The organism is Nannocystis pusilla (assembly GCF_020073745.1).
GTDB lineage: Bacteria > Myxococcota_A > Polyangia > Nannocystales > Nannocystaceae > Nannocystis > Nannocystis radixulma.
The window spans coordinates 381,435-399,148 of sequence record NZ_JAIRAU010000001.1; the positions used below are offsets into that span (position 1 = coordinate 381,435).

Annotated in this window: 12 protein-coding genes and 1 tRNA gene; 9 read left to right on the plus strand and 4 right to left on the minus strand. The window is 73.7% G+C overall.

What is annotated here, in order from left to right; translation table 11 throughout:
* Positions 1 to 39: 39 nt before the first annotated feature.
* Complete coding sequence (locus K7C98_RS01550; protein WP_224189687.1) at positions 40 to 1,350, minus strand: hypothetical protein; 1,311 nt, start codon at positions 1,348 to 1,350, stop codon at positions 40 to 42.
* A 290-nt stretch (positions 1,351 to 1,640) separates the two neighbouring features.
* On the opposite strand from K7C98_RS01550, the gene K7C98_RS01555 reads away from it, so the two are divergent.
* Positions 1,641 to 3,422 carry a serine/threonine protein kinase gene (locus tag K7C98_RS01555; protein WP_224189688.1) on the plus strand — a complete coding sequence of 594 codons (1,782 nt, stop codon included), beginning with the start codon at positions 1,641 to 1,643 and terminating at the stop codon, positions 3,420 to 3,422.
* 421 nt (positions 3,423 to 3,843) lie between these two features.
* Complete coding sequence (locus K7C98_RS01560) at positions 3,844 to 5,643, plus strand: hypothetical protein (RefSeq protein ID WP_224189689.1); 1,800 nt, start codon at positions 3,844 to 3,846, stop codon at positions 5,641 to 5,643.
* A gap of 56 nt (positions 5,644 to 5,699) precedes the next feature.
* Here K7C98_RS01560 and K7C98_RS01565 read toward each other — a convergent pair whose 3' ends face one another.
* Positions 5,700 to 6,098, minus strand: coding sequence for a hypothetical protein (locus K7C98_RS01565; RefSeq protein ID WP_224189690.1), 399 nt, complete (start codon positions 6,096 to 6,098; stop codon positions 5,700 to 5,702).
* A gap of 183 nt (positions 6,099 to 6,281) precedes the next feature.
* Between K7C98_RS01565 and K7C98_RS01570 the strand changes: the two genes are divergently transcribed.
* Together K7C98_RS01570 and K7C98_RS01575 are read left to right on the plus strand one after the other, a co-directional pair.
* Entirely contained in the window at positions 6,282 to 8,150 is a 1,869-nt protein-coding gene (locus K7C98_RS01570) for a carotenoid oxygenase family protein (RefSeq protein WP_224189691.1), read from the plus strand.
* Between the two features lie 269 nt (positions 8,151 to 8,419).
* Positions 8,420 to 8,492: transfer RNA gene (locus tag K7C98_RS01575), tRNA-Phe, on the plus strand.
* A gap of 63 nt (positions 8,493 to 8,555) precedes the next feature.
* Here K7C98_RS01575 and K7C98_RS01580 read toward each other — a convergent pair.
* Positions 8,556 to 10,247 carry a HEAT repeat domain-containing protein gene (locus K7C98_RS01580; RefSeq protein ID WP_224189692.1) on the minus strand — a complete coding sequence of 564 codons (1,692 nt, stop codon included), beginning with the start codon at positions 10,245 to 10,247 and terminating at the stop codon, positions 8,556 to 8,558.
* A gap of 150 nt (positions 10,248 to 10,397) precedes the next feature.
* Positions 10,398 to 11,192 carry a hypothetical protein gene (locus K7C98_RS01585; protein WP_224189693.1) on the minus strand — a complete coding sequence of 265 codons (795 nt, stop codon included), beginning with the start codon at positions 11,190 to 11,192 and terminating at the stop codon, positions 10,398 to 10,400.
* Between the two features lie 200 nt (positions 11,193 to 11,392).
* Between K7C98_RS01585 and K7C98_RS01590 the strand changes: the two genes are divergently transcribed.
* The 5 genes from K7C98_RS01590 (at position 11,393) to K7C98_RS01610 (ending at position 17,576) form a co-directional block, all read left to right on the plus strand.
* The gene (locus K7C98_RS01590; protein ID WP_224189694.1) at positions 11,393 to 11,809 is read left to right on the plus strand and encodes a sporulation protein; all 417 of its coding nucleotides are present in this window, start codon (positions 11,393 to 11,395) and stop codon (positions 11,807 to 11,809) included.
* A gap of 9 nt (positions 11,810 to 11,818) precedes the next feature.
* Positions 11,819 to 12,295 (plus strand): PaaI family thioesterase, encoded by a 477-nt coding sequence (locus tag K7C98_RS01595; protein ID WP_224189695.1) that lies wholly within the window; start codon positions 11,819 to 11,821, stop codon positions 12,293 to 12,295.
* Positions 12,292 to 12,783, plus strand: coding sequence for a PaaI family thioesterase (locus K7C98_RS44560; protein WP_224189696.1), 492 nt, complete (start codon positions 12,292 to 12,294; stop codon positions 12,781 to 12,783). Before K7C98_RS01595 ends, K7C98_RS44560 begins: the two co-directional genes overlap by 4 nt.
* Before the next feature lie 202 nt (positions 12,784 to 12,985).
* Positions 12,986 to 15,940, plus strand: a complete 2,955-nt coding sequence (locus K7C98_RS01605; RefSeq protein ID WP_224189697.1) for a sacsin N-terminal ATP-binding-like domain-containing protein — start codon at positions 12,986 to 12,988, stop codon at positions 15,938 to 15,940.
* Positions 15,941 to 15,995: 55 nt separating this feature from the next.
* A complete protein-coding gene (locus K7C98_RS01610; protein ID WP_224189698.1) occupies positions 15,996 to 17,576 on the plus strand; it encodes a hypothetical protein in 1,581 nt (526 codons plus the stop codon).
* Positions 17,577 to 17,714: the final 138 nt, after the last annotated feature.

The following is a 17,714-nucleotide window of genomic DNA, read 5'->3' on the forward strand; positions in this document are numbered from 1 at the left end:
CCAGCGAGGGCTCTGCGGGCCGGAACGATGAAGGCGAGCTCACAGACCCAGGCGGAAGCGGACGCTCACCGCGAACGACCAGAAGTGCGGCAGACCCTTGCGGATGTTGGCGCCGGCGTCGAGCGCCGCGCCCTCGATGAGGGTCAGCGGGGCCACGCCGGACAGCTCCGGGTGACTGACCCCGGTGATGACGTAGAACGCGTAGTTGTAGGCGAACTCGCCGGTGACGGCGATGTTCGGGTGGACGAAGGCGCCGCCGCCGACGCGGAACGGGGCCGAGAAGCCGTGGAAGTCCATGCGCGTGGGGCCGCCGGCGGTCTCGTAGCGGTTGCGCCACAGCTGGTAGTGGATGCCGGCGCCGATGTACGCGATGCCGCGGCCCTTGCGGATGAAGTGGATCCGCAGCGCCGGGCCGGCGCTGACGGCTCGCGCCTTGGCGGTGCTGACGATCAGCTGGTTGAAGTCGACGTCGACCTCGCTGCCGAGCCGTTGCGACAGCGCCTGCTCGAGGCGCGCCGGGTCGATGCCGTAGAGCGTCACGGCGTTCCTGTTGCTGAGGTCGCCCGGCCGCAGCGTGCCCCACTGGGCCTCGATGCCGATGTCGAGCAGGCCGAGCAAGTTGCCGCCGATGAAGCCGCCGAGCAGCGCGCCGGGCCGCTCGTGGTGGCCGCCGCTGCTGGCGCAGAACTGCCGCGTGCAGCCCAGCGTGCCGAACCGCGGCTCGACGATGAGGCCGGCGTGGCGCCACTTCTTCGGCTGCTTCCGCCGCGCCCGGGCCGCCTCTTCTTCGATCTCCTCCTGTGACTTCGGCTCGGCCGGCTTCGCCGCCGCGCTCTCCGGCGCGACGGGGTCGGCGCCCTCGATCATCGGGGCCTTCGTCGCCGGGTCGGCGCCCGGCGGGCTGGCTGAAGAGACAGATTGTGTCGGCGCCGGCGGCGTCGGCACGGGACCGGCGCCCGCGGGTGGAGTGGCAGGCGCGCTCGCCGGCGGAGGTGCCTCGGGAATCGGTTCCGGCGCCGGGATGGCCGCGGGCGGCGGCGTCGGGGCCGGGGTCGGCGCGGGGGTCGGGGCCGGAGCCGAGGGCCGCACCGTCGGGCGCATCACCGGCGGACCCGGGGCGGGTTTGACGGGGGTCGGGGCGGTGGTCGGGGGCGGCGTGCTCGGGCCGGGGCTGGTCGGCGGGACGTTCTGCGAGCCGAAGTCGGGCAGCGTCGGCGGCGGACCGATGTCGGGCAGCTTGGGCGGCGGGCCGACCGGGGCGGCGTTCGCCGGGGCCGGGGCGAGGGCGCAGAGGAGCGCCAGCGCGCCGGAGCAGACCAGGGACAACGCGGCGCTGCGAGACCGGAGCATCACGGACTCGAGTACGATGCGTGACGAACCTCGTGATTACAAGCCGAGTCCGAACCCGGTAGGTGTGCGCACGCGTCTCGCGGCAGGGTCGAAGAATCGTGACGGATCCGGACGCGCGCGCGCGCGAGTTTCTGGCCCAAAGGACAGCTTCGCATCGCGTCCCGGAGCAAGCTGCTTTCTTCGCCGCAAGCGTTGTGCGATAACGCCCACCTCGCCGCGTTCTGGCCGCGGATTCGATCCACGTCGCCCCCCTCGGTTATGCTGGCGCTCCAGTCCGTCGCTCTCGCCTTATGGACCCGTCCAACTCGCACGAGCCGGCCCCCGGCGAATCCTCGGGGGTGATCAAGATCCCCAGCCTCGCGCAGGAGGCGGACCCGGCGTCGCGCAGCGGCCAGGGCTACGCCAAGGTCGAAGTCGACGACCCCGACGACCTGCTCGACCAGGTGCTCGGCAACTACCGCCTGGTCCGCGCGCTCGGCGGGCGCGGCCTGTCGGCCGTGTACGAGGCGCGGGCGACCGGCGGCGGCGACCGGCGGTTCGCGGTCAAGGTCCTGCGCAACGCCAACTTCAACCGCGCGGCGCTCGACGTCGTGCAGCGGCGGTTCGTCCAGGAGGCGCGCATCGCCTCGCGCCTGCACCAGCCGCACATCGGCGACGTGGTCGACTACGGGCTCGAGGGCGGGCTTGCGTACCTCGTGATGGAGTACCTCGAGGGCGAGAGCCTGCGCGAGACCTTGAGCCGCCACGGGCCGCTGCCGTGGACGCGCGTGCTGCCGATGTTTCTCCACATCTGCGACGCGCTCGAAGCGGCGCACGCGCAAGGAGTGATCCACCGCGACCTCAAGCCGAGCAACGTCTACCGAATTCGCCACGCCACCAGCGACGACTTCGTCAAGGTGGTCGACTTCGGGCTCGCGCGCATCGTCGACGACGATCTGCCCGAGGGCCTGCTCGCGGGCGGCGTGCTGCTCTCGACCCCCGAGTACATGGCGCCGGAGCTGATCCGCGGGTCCAAGCCCGACCCGCGGGTCGACATCTACGGGGTCGGCGTCCTCCTCTACGAGCTGCTGACCGGCTCGTGTCCGTTCAAGAGCGGCAAGCAGACGACGGTGCTGGCGATGCAGCTGCTCGACACGCCGATCCCGCCGCGGCGCGTCGCGCCCGACGCCAACATCCCCGGCGTGGTCGAGCGGGTGATCCTCAAGGCCCTGAGCAAGGCCCCCGAGGAGCGCTATCAAAACATCATGGAACTGCGCCTCGCCCTGCTCGACGACACCCGCGTCGGCCGCGCCGAAATCTCCGCGATCCGCAAGCAACCGCAGGCCGCCACGTCCCGCAGCGGCACCGCGCCCGTCAAAGAGAGCAGCGTCGGCGTCACCGTGGTCCTGGCCCTGATCGCCGCGGGCCTCATCGCCTGGGTCATGGCCGGCACGCCCGGCCTCGAGTACGTCACCGGCGCGCCCCCGCCGGGCCCCGCGCCCGTGGCAGCGCCGGCCGCGGCCATCGCCCCGGCCGACCAGACCCCCTCGGCCCAGACCGACCCGCGCGTGCTCGAGACCACTCCGCCCGCGCCCACGCTGGACCCGCCGCTCGAGGCGGCCCCCGACGAGCCCGAACCCGAGCCCGAGCAGGTACCGCCGGTCGCCCTGCCGACCACGCCGCCCGACCCGCTGCCGGCCCCCCAGGACCCCGGGCCGACCGCGCTCAAGGCTGGCCGAATGAACAGGCCCTCCGAGACAGGTATCAAAGAGCAGGTCAATTACGACATCGTCGACGACCCGAACGAGGTCACCCCCGTCGGCGAGGCGCAGATCGACGAGCTGCTGCGGCCCTTCCGCCCGGCGGCGGCCCAGTGCGGGCGCCAGAACGGGGTCGAGGTCGAGACCAGCATCACCTTCAAGTTCATGCTGACGAAGGACGGCCGCCTGACCCAGATCAAGCCGGTCGACCGCCCCGCGGGCGACCCCGCGGCGGCGTGCATGATCGCGCTGTTCCGCGACGCGAAGCTGAACGTGCCGGCCGGCAGCAGCTTCAAGCACGCGTTCTTCGACTACAGCTTCAAGGTCTACTGAGCGCGGAGGCCTCGCCCCGCGAGGCGCAATTCCGGCGCGGGTCGGCGAGGCGGGCGGATCCCGCACCGCGGGGCGGCCTGCGATCCATCACGACGTCTCGATCGCCGACGTCTCGCGGCGGGGCCGTCACGCACGTCGCGAGGCCCGCGCGCGCGGTCGGGGCCGCGCTCGCGCGTCGCGTGCGGTTGCGAACTCGTCGAGGGAGCCGTCCCAGGGCGGCGTCAGCCCGGCGCGCACTGCAAGGAGTCGGCAAGCGCGGGGGCGAGGAGGACGATCGCAAGCGCGACATGAGAGCCAATCGTAAATCACGACAGCGATCGCCAATATTGAGAGCGGCGATCGTTGTCGCTCGCGAATGATCGCTCTAGCGCCTCGCGCGCAGCTTGCATCGCTTCGCGCCGGTGGTCCACCATCCGGGCGCATGAGACGTCAGATACATCCTTATTGTTCGGTGCTGTTCACATTCGTCATCGCCGGTTGTCCTCCGGGCGGCGGCGAGACTACGGGTAGTACGGGCACCGGCGAGATCACCGACGGTACGACGAGTGGCGGCGAGACTGTCGGTAGTACCGACGTGCCGACCGAGTCGACCGCGCCGACGACCGGAGGGGCCGGCGCCGCCTGCCGCGACGAGCCGGACGCGCCGGTGTTCGAGCACGAGGCCGGCGACGTCGGCACCGAGACCTGGCCCTCCGGCGTGCACGTGCTGGGCGGCAGTATCCACGTCGGCGGCCTCCTCACCGTCGAGCCGTGCAGCGTCATCAAGGTCCCCGACGGCGCCTCGATCGCGGTCGCCGACGGCGGCGCGGTGCACTGGGTCGGCACCGCCGAAGATCCGATCATCGTCACCTCCGCCAAGTCGAGCGGCATGCCCGGCGACTGGGTCGAGATCGACATCCACGCCGACTCGACGGGCCCCGAGAACGTGCTCCGTCACGTCGTCATCGAGCACGGCGGCGGCGGCTCCTACGGCGCCCTGTGGGTCGAGACCGGCGCCTCGATCGAGCTGAGCGACTGCACGATCCGCAACTCGGGCGACTTCGGCCTCGTCGTCGCCGAGGACGCCGAGCTGCGCAATTTCGTCGGCAACACCCTGCAGGACAACGCCAGCGGCGCCCTGAAGATCGCCCCCGACGGCGTCGGCCAGCTCGGCGCCGGCACCTACGCGCCGAACGCCGTCGAGGGCATCCACGTGACGTCCGGCGCCGTGCGTACCAGCCAGACCTGGCTGACGCACGACGCCCCGTACGTCGCGGCGCAGGGCTTCAGCGTCGAGACCGAGGCCGGCTCGGCCCAGCTCACCGTCGAGCCCGGCGCGGTGATCAAGCTCGGCGACGGCGCCACGCTCACGGTCGGCAACAACGGCGGCCTGACGCTGGTCGGCACGGCGGAGCAGCCGATCACGATCACCTCGAGCAAGACCTCCGGGGCGCCGGGTGACTGGGTCGAGATCGACGTCCACGCCGCGTCGGCCGACGAGTTCAACCGCTTCGAGTACGTCATCGTCGAGCACGGCGGCGGCGGCAACTACGGACAGGTGTGGGTCGAGGAGGGCGCCTCGATCGCCATCACGAACAGCACGATCCGCAGCGGCGACGACGTCGGCATCTCCAACCACGGCGAGCTGCGCGACTTCACCGGCAACACCATCGTCGACAACGCCGCGGGCGCGCTGCGCATCGACGCCGACGCCGTCGATCAGCTCCAGCCCGGCACCTACGGGCCCAACCCCGTCGACGGCATCATCATCGAGGCCGAGGCTGTCTCGCACGACGCCACCTGGCAGGCCCTCGGCGTGCCCTTCCTCGCCCCCAACGGCTTCAGCGTCGGCGTCCAGGCCGGCTCCGCGCGGCTGGTCCTCGACCCCGGCGTCGACCTGCGCCTCGGCGAGGGCGCCACGCTCAGCGTCGACAATAACGGCGCCCTCCGCCTCGACGGCACCGCCGACAACCCCGTGCGGCTCGGTTCGGCCAAGCCGGCGCCCGCCCCGGGCGACTGGCTCGAGATCGACATCAACGACGGCTCGGTCGGCCCGGAGAACGTCTTCACGTACGCCGAGATCGCCCACGGCGGCGCCGGCAACTACGGGCAGCTCTACGTCGCCACGAACGCCGAGGTCACGCTCGATCACGTCTCGTTCAGCGACGCGGGCGAGGGCTGCGACGTCTACGCGAACGGCGTGGTCAACGCCATCAGCACCGATTACGTGCCTTGCCCGTGAGCGCGTGAGCGCGTGAGCGACGGGTGCTGGTCGAGCTGCCGGCCCCGTCGTTTGAATCATGGCAGTAGGAAAGATGTCCTCTGGGACATCTTTTCTGTCGTCGCAAACGCATGCGCCTCGCCCAGGGCGGGCCGCTCCTGGTGGCGCCCCGCGAGATGCAGTCGAGCCCGTGTCACTTCGAGGTCGTGCTCAACTCGGCGGCCCAGCGCCAGGAGCTGCTCGAATTCATCGCCGCCGAGGGCATCGACGACGTCTGGTTCCTGTCGGGTGACTTCCACACTTGCTTCGTCAGCCACGTCGTCGCGAGGGCGCGCGAGATCGCCGTCACCGGCGGCAACACCGACCTCCTCGGTGACTTCCTCGCCGCCCGACAATTCTCGTTCGGCTCGTCGAGCCCCCCGCAGTTGCATCATCACATTCGACCCGATCGCCGACGCGGTGCTGATCCGCGTCATCGACCCGGACTGCGGACAGGACGCGCACAGCGAGGTGTTGAGCCAGAAGTGACGCGATCGACGTGTGTCTTTGGAGACATGTCCCGGGGCGCGGGTTCGCGCCGCTGGAGCCTTGAGGATCCACACGAGCGCGCGGTGGGCGATCGGGCCGCTTCGTGTCGCTGATCCGTGACGATGAAGACCATGGAGATCCCCGAGGGGCCGAGCCGCGTCATGCCCACGTCGATGCTCAGCAGCGGCGCGGAGGACATCGACGGGCGGGCCGATCACCTCGAGCTGAAGGTGCTGGACGGCGCGCTCCCCCCGGACATCCACGGGCACCTGTTCGTCGCCGGCTCGATCGCCTCGCTCGGCCGCCCGGCGTTCACCGGCGAGGGCACGCTGTACCGCTTCGACCTCGGGCCCGAGCGCGTACGCCTGGCGCAGAACATCATGCGGCCGCCGTGTCACTACGCCGACCGCGCCGCGGCCAACTTCGGCGAGTTGATGGAGTTCCGCGACATCGGCCTGTCGCGGATCTCGCCGCTGCTCGGGGTCCGCACGGTGCTGAGCAATTCGCCGATCCCGCTGCGCGACCGCATGATCGTGACGACCGACGCCGGGCGCCCGTGGGAGTTCGACCCGGTCACGCTCGAGCTGGTGACGCCGATCGGCAAGGCCGACGAGTGGCTGGGCTCGATCCCGGTCCCGTGGGCGTTCCCGCTGGTGCTCAGCACGGCCCACCCGGCCGAGGACGAGACCACCGGCGAGCTGTTCACCGTCAACTTCAGCAACCCGGCGCCGGGCGGGCGACCTGGCTTTTCGCACCTGGTCCGCTGGACAGGTCGACAGCTGGAGCACTTCAACCTGATCGACCGCGACGGCGAGGCGATCCAGATCTACCAGTGCGTGCACCAGGTCCAGGTGACCCGCAACTGGGTGCTGGTGCAGGACTCGGCGTTCGTGGTCGAGATGCGCCAGCTGGCGCTCGACGTGCTGGGGCAGGTGCTGCCGGTCGAGCCCCTGCGCGAGCTGCTCGGCGCGAGCACCATGCGGACGCAGCGGCCGACCACGGTGATCTACGCGATCCGCCGCCGCGACCTGCGCCCGCGCAGCGGCGGGTTCGCCGACCACCCGACGCCGGTGATCGCCCACCGGATCGAGCTCGCCGGCGAGTCGGTGCACTTCTACGCCGACTTCGAGGACGACGGCGACTTCGTGCGCCTGATCGTGCCGCACACGCCGACGCTCGACGTGTCGGAGTGGATCCACGAGGGCGAGGACCTGCTCAGCGGCGGCGAGGCCGGCATCGACGTCGCGGGCATGCAGATCCCGTGCGCGCTGGCCCGCGGCCGCCTGGGGATCCACCAGATCCACGTGCCGTCGGGCCGGGCCGAGTCGCGCTACGTCGAGGGCCGGGAGACCTGGGGCCTGGCTCTCGGGACATACGCGCGCCGCGGCCGCGACAAGCCGATCGAGGTCATGTACTACAACACCAGCGGGTTCGCGCCCGAGCTGATGCCGGCCCGCCTGCTGACGGCCTACGCGCCGCGCGTCGACCTCGCCGCGCTGCCGCTGACCGACGGCGAGCCGCCGCGCCTGCTCGAGATCGACACGGTGAACGCGACGATGCGCAGCTACACCGCGCCGAAGGGCTGGAGCCTGCTGTCGCCGAACTTCATCCCGCGCCGCGGCGGGCCCCGCCACCCGCGCGACGGCTATATCGCCGTGCTCGCCCACGCGTCCGAGACGGTGCCGCGCACCCGCGGCTCGACCGGCGAGGAGGTGTGGCTGTTCGACGCCGAGGACATCACGCGCGGCCCGGTGGTCCGCCTCGGCCACCCGCAGCTCGACTTCGCGTTCACCATCCACGGCTCGTGGGTGCCGACGCTGACCCCGAGCCGCCGCGACTACCAGGTCGACATCCGCGGCGACCTCGACCTCGAGTTCATCCGCACCCGCGCGCTCGGCTCGCTCGCGTTCTCGGAGATCTTCAACGAGACGCTCGGCCGCGTGATGCGGAGCGACGACGTCGACGCGCTGCTGCTGACGGCGGTGTTCCCGAAGTTCTGACGAATCGATGGTCTTCCAGACCGGCGACGATTCGGGAATTGCGAATTGTCGCCACTCGGCGGAGTATTGCGAATGGCTCCTGTGCCCTCGCGAGGCGCAGCCAGGGCTATGCACATACGGCGCTCGACGCGGCATGGCGACGCCCGTGCGAACCCGGGCGGGGAGTGAGAAACATCTCCACTTGCTGCACTGCACAGACGACGAGGGGTCGCCGGGGCCCAAGAGGCGCTTGACGCCCGGCCCCGGATCTCGTACCACTGCGCCCCCGCGCCCAGGTAGCTCAGTTGGTAGAGCAGGGGACTGAAAATCCCCGTGTCGGCGGTTCGATTCCGTCCCTGGGCACTCAAGAGAAGACGAAGCAGAAGAGGCGGAGCGCCCGGCGCTCCGCCTCTTTCGCGTTGGGTCTCAGGCGCGGCCGCGGGCGCGGGCGGGGCGCAGCGGCTTGTCCCAGCGCTGCAACTGGCCGGTGAAGCCGCCCATGTCGAGGGTGAGCGAGCGGCGCAGGACCAGGCCGGCAGCCTGGGCGGCCGGGTCGGTCGTCCGCGGGACCGGCGAGATCCACGCGAGGCGACCGCCGGGGGCCAGGGCGGCCGCGGCGTTGGCGACGAAGGCCGTCAGCAGCGGCCCGACGTCGCCGCGGTGGACCCGGCGGCCCATCGGCGGGTTGGTGATCACGAGGGTGACGCCGGCCGGCCGGTGCGTGGTGGCGTCGGCCTCGGTGAGCGTGGCGGTGAGGCCGGCGTTGCGCAGGTTGGTCGCGGCGACGGCGAGGGCGCGCGGGTCGAGGTCGGTGCCGAGGAGGGCGGCGCAGGGGCCCAGCAGGCCGCGCTCGCACAGCTCGAGGCCGGAGCCGACGAAGGGGTCCCAGACGACGTCGCCCTCGCGCACCTCGGCGAGCCGGGCGAGGGCCGCGGCGATGGTCGGGTGCGAGGCCGCGGGGACGTCGCCGCTGCGGTAGGCGAAGCGCGGGTCGGCGAACTCGAGGATCGAGGTGTCCTCGCCGTCGCCAGGGCGGGCCGCGCCCCAGCGGCGCGGGCGCAGCTCGGCGCGCAGCGGATCGCCGTCGTCGACGACGACCTCCCAGGTCGTCTCGCGCGGATCGTTGACGAGCTCGGGCCAGCGCTCGGCGGCGGCCGCGGCGACCTGCCAGACGAGCGCGCGACGGTGACCGCCGCGGGCCCAGGCGAGGCGATAGCGCGGCTGTCCTTTGGTATATGTATTAAAGGCCAGGCGCGCGTCGGGGCCGGTCAGCAGCTCGGCGATGGCGACAGGCAGATCTGTCCCGCGGGGCAGGGGCTGCAGCGGCAGGCCGACCTCGGTCCACAGGCGCACCGCCAGCAGCTCGCGCAGCGGGCCGCGGAGGGTGGCGGCGACGCGGCCGGGGCCCTGCGCGCGCGCGGCGAAGGTCGGGCCGAGGGCGTCGACGAGCAGGGGCTCGAGGCCGGGGCGGCAGGCGAGCACGAGCGGGCGCGGGCTCGCGGCGACGGCGTCGAGGTCGATGCTCGAGCCGACCTCGCCGCGGCCGAGGCTGCGCGCGAGCATGAGGCGGGCGCGGGCGGTCAGGCGCTGCAGCTCGGCGTCGTCGGCGACGAGGCCGTCGAGCCAGGCCAGCGCGTCGGCGTCGCCGGCCTTGCCGAGCGCCTCGACCAGGCTGCGCAGGTGCGGCAGCGAGGTCTCCTCGCGCGCGCGGGCCAGCAGCGCCGCGGCGACGCCCGGGCCGCCGCGCTTGCCGAGCGCGCCGATCGCGTTGCGCCTGGTCTTCGGGTCAGGGTCGTCGAGACATGTCTTTAAAGACACGTCAATCGCCGTGTCGGCGGGCAGGCGGCCGAGGACGCGGACCAGGCGCGGGCGCAGCGGCGGGGTGGCGCCCGGCAGGCGGCGCAGGAGGGCCGGGCCGGCCGCGGCGCCGGCGCGCAGGAGGGCCCGCTCGACGTGGACGGCGAGCTCGTCGTCGCCGGCCAGCAGCTCGACGACGTCGCGCAGGTCGGCGCGGCCGGGCGTGAAGCCGGGGTCGGCGACGGCGCGCGCGAGGGCCTCACGCCGCTCGGCGGGCAGCTCGGCCGCGGCCTCGGCCGGGGCGGTCGGTCGGGTCGACATGCGGCGGCGAAGCATAAGCGAAGGCGGCGGGGCTCGCTCGAGGCATCGCACCTGCGGCGGGTCGCGCAGCACGACGGGCGTGCGACCGACCTGAGCGATCGCACATGGCGCATGGGGCAGGCGTCGCCGGCGACGGGCCCGGCTCGCGGCTCACTTGCCGAGCGGGGCCTTCTCCATCAACACCGGCACGGCGTTGGTGCCGCGGCGGACCTGGAAGGACGTCATCGCGGTGCGGTAGCCGGGGGCGTTGAAGCGGAGCAGCAAGGTCGCGCCGTCGTCCTTGAGCGGGAGCTCGGGGAACTTGTCGATCGCGTGGGCCTTGTTGTCGACGCAGGGCCCGCTGACGCACTCGACGGTGGTGCCGGCCGGCGCGCCCTCGAACTGGAACGCGGCGCTGACCGGCGCGCCGAACTCCCGCTCGAGCGTGAACTCGATGTAGTTGCGGCCCGGCACGAGGTTGTAGGTGCCGACGTAGGGCTTGTAGTGCATCGCCCGGAACTCGAGCTGCACGCTCGCGCCGCCGGCGGGGATCGCAATCGGCGGGTAGGCGCCGGTGATGAAGTCGGCCGAGCGCGTGGGACACGGGCCGCTCACGCACTGCACGATCGTGTTCTGCGGACCCTTGGCGAATTCGAGGTTGGCGACGGCAGAGTCGGGCGCCGGCGAGGGTGGTGCGCCGGATGCGCTGCTCGAATTCGCGGCGGGATCGGGCGCCGAAGCGCTCACCGCCGCGACCAACTCGCAGGTGCAACGGGCGGCGTCGATGGCCTCGCAGCGCACGCCCGGGGCCGCCCGCTCGATGTAGACGGCGCACGGGTCGTCTCCGGGGCCGCCGACGAGCGCGTCGGAGCCGGGCGCCGCGGCCGCTGGCCCGTCCGACCTGGACCGGTTGCACGCGAGGCCGAGGACGCACAGGACCAGCAGGGCATGAGGGAATGCACGCATGGCGCAGTTCAGCTTGTAGCGCGGCCTCGCCGACCGCTCAAGGAACCGGCCCGGGGCGCGGGACCGAGAACGGCAGACCTCGCTGGTCCTGCGGCTCGACGGCCTCGACGACGCGCGCCGCGACGGCGTGCGCACCCGCGGACGTATGAATCGACTTTCACGTGCCGCGCGGACCGGGTTGGGCTAGCTAACTCGGAGGCATGGAGATCCTCGACCGACTCAAGAGCATCGTGGGCATCGGCAAGGCGACCATCGAGCTGTCGCAGGTCGACACGCCCGTGCGCGCGGGCGCCGAGCTGCACGCCCGCGTGACCCTGCGCGGCGGCGACTACGACGTCACGGTCCAGGACGTCCGCCTGCACTTCGACGAGGAGCGCATGGTGTACACCGCGCAGGGCCGCGGCGACTTCGCGTTCTGGCAGCAGCACGCGAGCATCACGATCCCGATGGGCGGGCTCCTGCTGGCCAAGGGCGAGGAGATGTCGCTGCCGGTGGTCCTCACGCTGCCGGCCGATCTGGCGCCGAACGCGGAGGCGCTCCGCTACGTGCTGGTCGCGGAGACCGAGATCCCCGGCCTCAATCCCAAGCACGCCGTGCCGGTCGAGGTCGTGGCATAACCACGATCGATGTCCGACCAGACCCTCGACGCGGAAGAGCTCGCGCGCCTGCGCGAGCTCGGCCAGCGCTTCATGCGGGCCGTGCCCCACAACAACGCGCTCGGCCTCGAGCTCCGGGCCGTCGGCGACGGCCGGGCCGAGATCTTCCTGCCCTACGACGCGCGCCTGGTCGGCAACCCCGAGACCGGCGTGCTCCACGGCGGCGCCGTGTCGTCGCTGATGGACGCGACCTGCGGCGCGGCGGTGTTCCAGGCCCTGCGCAAGCCGATGGCGATCGCCACGCTCGACCTCCGCATCGACTACCTCAAGCCGGCCACGCCGGGGCGCGACGTCATCGCCCGCGCCCACTGCTACAAGGTGACCCGCCACGTCGCGTTCGTCCGCGGGGTCGCGTTCCACGACAGCGAGGACGACCCGATCGCCACCAGCGCCGGGACCTTCATGCTCGGCACGCGCACGCAGAGCCGCTCGGAGGCGACGCCGTGACCGCGCCGACCTCGAAGCTGCAACAGGCGGTCGCCCAGGCCCGCGCGGCCGGCGACCCGGCCCGACTGGCGGCGTACGTGCCGTACGCGCAGACGATGGGGATCTCGCTGCTGCTGGCGCCCGAGGGCCCGCACGCCGGCGAGCTGCTCGGGGTGATGCGGTTCGGCGAGCACCTGATCGGCAACCCGATGCTGCCGGCGCTGCACGGCGGGGCGCTGTGCGCGTTGCTCGAGTCGACGGCGATCTTCCAGCTGCTGTGGGAGAGCGAGCTGTCGGCCGCTCCGCGGACGATCGGCCTCACGGTGGAGTACCTGCGCTCCGGGCGACCCGTCGACACGTTCGCGCGCGGGGTGCCGACCCGCCAGGGCCGCCGCGTCGCCAACGTCCGCGTCGAGGCGTGGCAGGACGACCGCTCGCGCCCGATCGCCGTCGCCAGCGCGCACTTCCTGGTCCACAGCGAAGTCGAAGCCGGCAAGAGCGAGCCGTAGCCGAGGTCCTCGCGCGTGCCCTGACGCGGGCGCGGAAGATCGTCGAGGGGCAGACGAGGGGCGGCGCGGCAGGTTCGGACGCCCGAAAGCGGGGCCGCGCGCCCGGTCGCCCGGCTCGAAAACCGCGCGCTCGTCCCGGCCGCGCGAGCCGGTACACTGCAGCGGTGTCCCCGTCGCTCCACGGCCGGCTCGAGGTCGCTCGATGACCAGCGCGCCGCCCGGGTCCGAGTTCCGCGCCCGCGCGCGCGCCGAGGCCGACCGCTATGGGCCCGACCCGTGGGTGTTCGTGCGGGAGCTGCTGCAGAACGCCCGCGACGCCGGGGCGACCAGGGTCGAGTTCGTGGCCGAGTCGCGGGCCGGCCGGTGGGTCCTGCGCTGCCGCGACGACGGCGAGGGCATGACCTTCGCCCACGCCCGCCGCTACCTGTTCGCGCTGTACGCCTCGAGCAAGGAGTCGCGCCGCGACCAGGTCGGCCGCTTCGGCGTCGGCTTCTGGTCGGTCCTGCGCTTCGAGCCGGAGCGGATCGCCATCCGCTCGCGCGCGCGGCGGCCGGACCCGAACTCACAGGACCCGGAGGACCGGTCGGGCGCGTGGGCGCTCGAGCTCGACGGCGACCTGGCGACCGCGCGCCGCGGGGCGCCGCCGACGCTGCCCGGCACGGAGATCGAGCTCGAGCGCGCGGCCGTCGACGACGCGCTCGAGCGGCGGGTGTTCGACGCGGCGTTCCAGAACGCCCGCTTCCTCGCCACCCGCGACGACCCCGAGCGGCCGCTCGTCGTCACCGTCAACGGCCGCAAGGTCAACCAGCCGTTCGCCCTGCCGGCCCCGAGCGCGAGCTTCCGCCGCGGGCGGGTGCGCGGGGTGGTGGCGCTCGGCGGGGCGGCCCGCGTCGAGCTGTTCTCGCGCGGGCTGCGGGTCCGCTCGGCGGCGTCGCTGGCCGACTTCGTGGTCGCCGGCGGCCGCAGCACCGACAACAGCCGCGTGCACTTCACCGAGCTGCCGGGCCGCCTGGCCCCGCAGGCGCTGCTCGAGAGCGACGCGCTCGAGCTGATGCTGTCGCGCTCCGACGCGCGCGACAACAAGGCGCTGCGCCGCCTGGTCGACCTGGCCCAGCGCGAGCTCGAGGGCCTGATCGCCCGCCAGCTCGACGCCGCCCGCCCGCTGCCGCTGTGGCAGCGCCCGTGGGCGGCCCTGCGCGACCTGGTCCGCCGCTCGCTGGCGGTGCGCATGGTCCTGGCCGCGCTGCTCGGCGCGGCCCTGGCCGGCGGGGCCGCCTACGCGCTGTGGGGCGACCGGATCTGGGCCCGCTTCCGGCCCGCGCCCGGTGAGTCTTATGGGACAGGTCCCATCGAACATGGCGAAACGGCCAGCGCCAACCTGCCGGCCCGCTACGCCGACCTGGCCGGGCGCTACCGCGGGCCGCAGGTCGACGTGCTCACCGGCGCCGGCGCCCGCGAGCCGCCGCTGACGTTCCGCCCGGCCGACCTGCGCCTGCACTTCGCGGCGCTGATCTTCCGCCGCCTCGGCGAGGCCGACGAGGCGCGCGTGCCCGAGCCGCGCGGTGATTATGCCTTCGGGACATGTTCGGAGGGGCAGGTGTGCCCGGAGGTCGAGCTGCGCCTCGACGCGCCGGCCGGGCCGATGCGGGTGCCGGTGCCCACCGGCCACCGCGTGGTCGCCGGCAGCGCGCTGCTGGTCGACGCCGACCACCCGGAGGGCGCGCCGGCGCCGCTGGCCGCCGGCGCCGACGAGGAGGCGCTGCTGCTGCTGACGGCGCCGTCGCAGGCGACGCTGACCTACCGCACGGCCCCGGCGCAGGCGGGCCCGCCGACGCGGGCGGTCTCGTCGGGCCTGCTGCCGCCGGAGCTGCGCCGCGAGGCCAGGGCGCTGCGCGGACGCTCGATCGCGGCGCGGGTGTCGGCGCTGACGCGGCTGACCCGCGAGCTGGTGGCCTACAGCACGGCGCCGGAGGTGGCGGCGCAGCACCGGGCGCTGGCCGGCGAGCACTTCATCACCCGCGCGCTCGAGATCGGTCAGGGCGACTGCGACGTGCAGAACGGGCTGTTGACGGCGCTGCTGCAGGAGGCGGGGGTCGAGTCGCGGCTGGCGATCGGGTTCGTCGGTCAGGGCGGGCGGGTGAACTCGTGGCTGCACGCGTGGGCCGAGTACCGCGGGCAGGACGGCGAGTGGGCGGTGGCGGACGCCAGCACGGGGCTGGCGCTGGGGACCCCGGCGGGGCCGGAGGAGCCGGGCGAGATCGATGTGTCCCAGGGGACAGCCGTGGTCGAGGCGCTCGAGACCGCTGCCTCGCCGGACGAGCCGGCGCAGACGGACATGGTCGCAAGGGCAGGTTCGATGGGACATGATTTTGCGGACATGTCACAGCGGCGAGCGGCGCTGCCGTGGGGGCTGGCGGTCGGGGCGGCGGGGCTGTTCGGGCTGGCGGCGTTCGGGCTGCTGCGCGAGCGGACGCGCCGGCGGGTCGCGCTCGACGCCAGCGGCGACCTGTCGCGGCTGCTGCAGGGGGCGCTGCAGCAGCCAGAGGTGTTCCAGGCGGTGCCGGCGGTGTTTGAGCGGCCGCTGGTGCCGACGGCCGCGGGCGGGGCGCTGTCGCTGGCGCAGGCCAAGCGGCTGGCGGCGCGCGGCCGGCTCTACCGCACGCGCCGGCGCTCGCCGCTGGCCGCCGAGGCGCTGGCCGGCGACGCGGCGGTCCTCGACGACGAGCGACCCGAGGCCCGCGCGGTGGCCGATGCCCTCGGCGCGACCGACCTCGACCTGTGGGACGCGCTGCTCGCCGGGACCGAGGAGACCGCGCTGCTGGCGGCCGTGAGCGCGCGCCTCGTCGCCTCCGGCGAGCCGTGGCAGGTGCTCGCCAGCGCGTCGCTCGGCAGCGAGGAGCTGCGCAGCCTCGACCTGGCGCCGCTGCGCCTGCGCAAGTCGCCGCTGCGCGGCCGCAGGGTGGTGGTCGTCGGCGCCCGCAACCCGTGGCTGCAAGACGCCGCCGGGGTGCTGGCGACCCGCCCGGCCGCGGCCGTGTTCGCGGCCATGGACTACCTGCTCGACCGCCTCGACCTCGGCTCCGAACGCACGGCCAGGCTGCTGCGCGACGCGGCCCGCGAGGCGGTGCACGAGGCGGCGAGAGGGAGGGCAGGGTGAGCGAGCAGGCTGTCCTTGCGGACATGTCCGGCGACGACCTCGGCAGGAGGCCGGCGTGAGCGAGACGGTCGACCTGCGCCAGCTGCTGGCGATCGACATCGAGGCCGAGCTGCGCAAGCTGGCGACGGCGCAGCTGCAGGGGCCCTGGCAGCTGCCCGCCGAGCTGGTGCGGCGATCGCTGTCGGCCGGGGCGCGCACGGTCGAGGTCGAGCTCGGGCGCGCCTCGGTGCGCGTGCGCGACGACGGGGCGCCGATCGGGCGCGAGCTGTTGCTGGCGGTGGCCGACCTGCTCGACGCCGGCGGTCAGGCCGAGCGGCGCCATCGCGCCCTGCTCGCGCTCGAGGCGGCCGGGGCCCTGGCGCTGCTGGCCCTGCCGGCGCTGCGCCCGGGGCGGGTCGAGATCGTGGCCCGCGGGCACGGCCTGGCCCGCCGCCTGGAGTTTTCGGGGCAGGGTCGATCGAACCTGTCCGAAGGTGCAGATCCGGGCGGTGGCCGCGGGACCGAGTTCACGGTCCGCGGGGCGGAGATCGATCCGTCGCGCGCGCGCAGCTACCTCGCCGATGTCGCCCGGTTCGCCCCGGCGGCGGTGCGCGTCGACGGGGCGGCGATCAGCGACGGCCTGCGCCGCTTCCTCGCCCGCGTCGACCTCGAGTTGCCGCAGTTCAAGCTGCGCGGCAGCGTGGCCCTGGCCCACCGCGGCGAGCCGGCGCGGATCTGGCTGCTCGTCCACGGCGTGATCTCGACCCACGTCGGGGTCACGCGCGCGCCCTGCTTCGAGGCGGTGGTCGAGCTGGCCGACAAGTTCGCGGCCGGCGAGCTGACCCCCGCCGCGACCGCGGCCGACCTGCGCGAGGCGATCGCGCCCGCGCTCGAGGCGATCGTCGACGCCGGGGTGCAGCTGATGCTGGCGACGGGGGCGCGTTCGCCGAGCCTGCCGGCGCCCAGCCAGGCGCGGGTGCTGCATCTGCTGCTGCAGGCGCTGCGAGCGCGTCGGCGCGCGGCGGAGGTGCTCGCCCTGCCGGTCGTGCCGGCGCTGGTCGGCCGCGACGAGCGGCGCTTCTTGCCGATCGAGGCCCTGCCGGCGCTCGCCCGGCCGGAGCCGGCCTTCGCCCTCGACCCCGAGCAGAACCCCGAGGACTTCGCCCTGCCGGGCCCGCCCGTGCTGCTCCTCGGCACAGCCGACCGCGGGATCCTCGCCGAATTATTAAACCTGCGGTTTCGCTCGCCGCCGCCGCGCGGAAACGAGCGAGCGCCGCTCTCGGCCGGGTTGGCACGCGGCTGGCGGCGCTTCTGGCAGGCCTTCGGAGGCGCGCGCCGACCCTTGCCGGAGTCGGCGCTCTCGCCGGCCGAGCGGCAATTCCTGGCGACCCTGCGCGCGGCCGTTCGCGGCGGGTCCGGTGCGCCGGAGCGCGTCGAGCTGTGCGCCGGCTCGGGTTCGCCGCGGGTGGCCGGGGAGCCGGCCACGCTCTACCTCGGCCGCGAGCACCCGGACGTCCGGGCGGCCATCGCAGCGGCCGAGACCGGCGAGGCGTGGGTGTTCCCGGCGTGCGTGGCGTTGCTCGCGGGCGCCGGTATGCCGGGAACGGCAAGCCGCGCGACCTGGGTGCGCACCTGGCACACGCTCTGTCGCCGCTGAGCTGGCATGGACATACCGGGAGCGGCGGGTCGCTCCACCTGGGGCGCCTGCCGGAAGCGGCAAGCATCGGATCCATCCTGCTTCTGCGTCGCCGGCATCCGGCTGGGTATGCCGGGAACGGCAGAGTGCACAAACCTG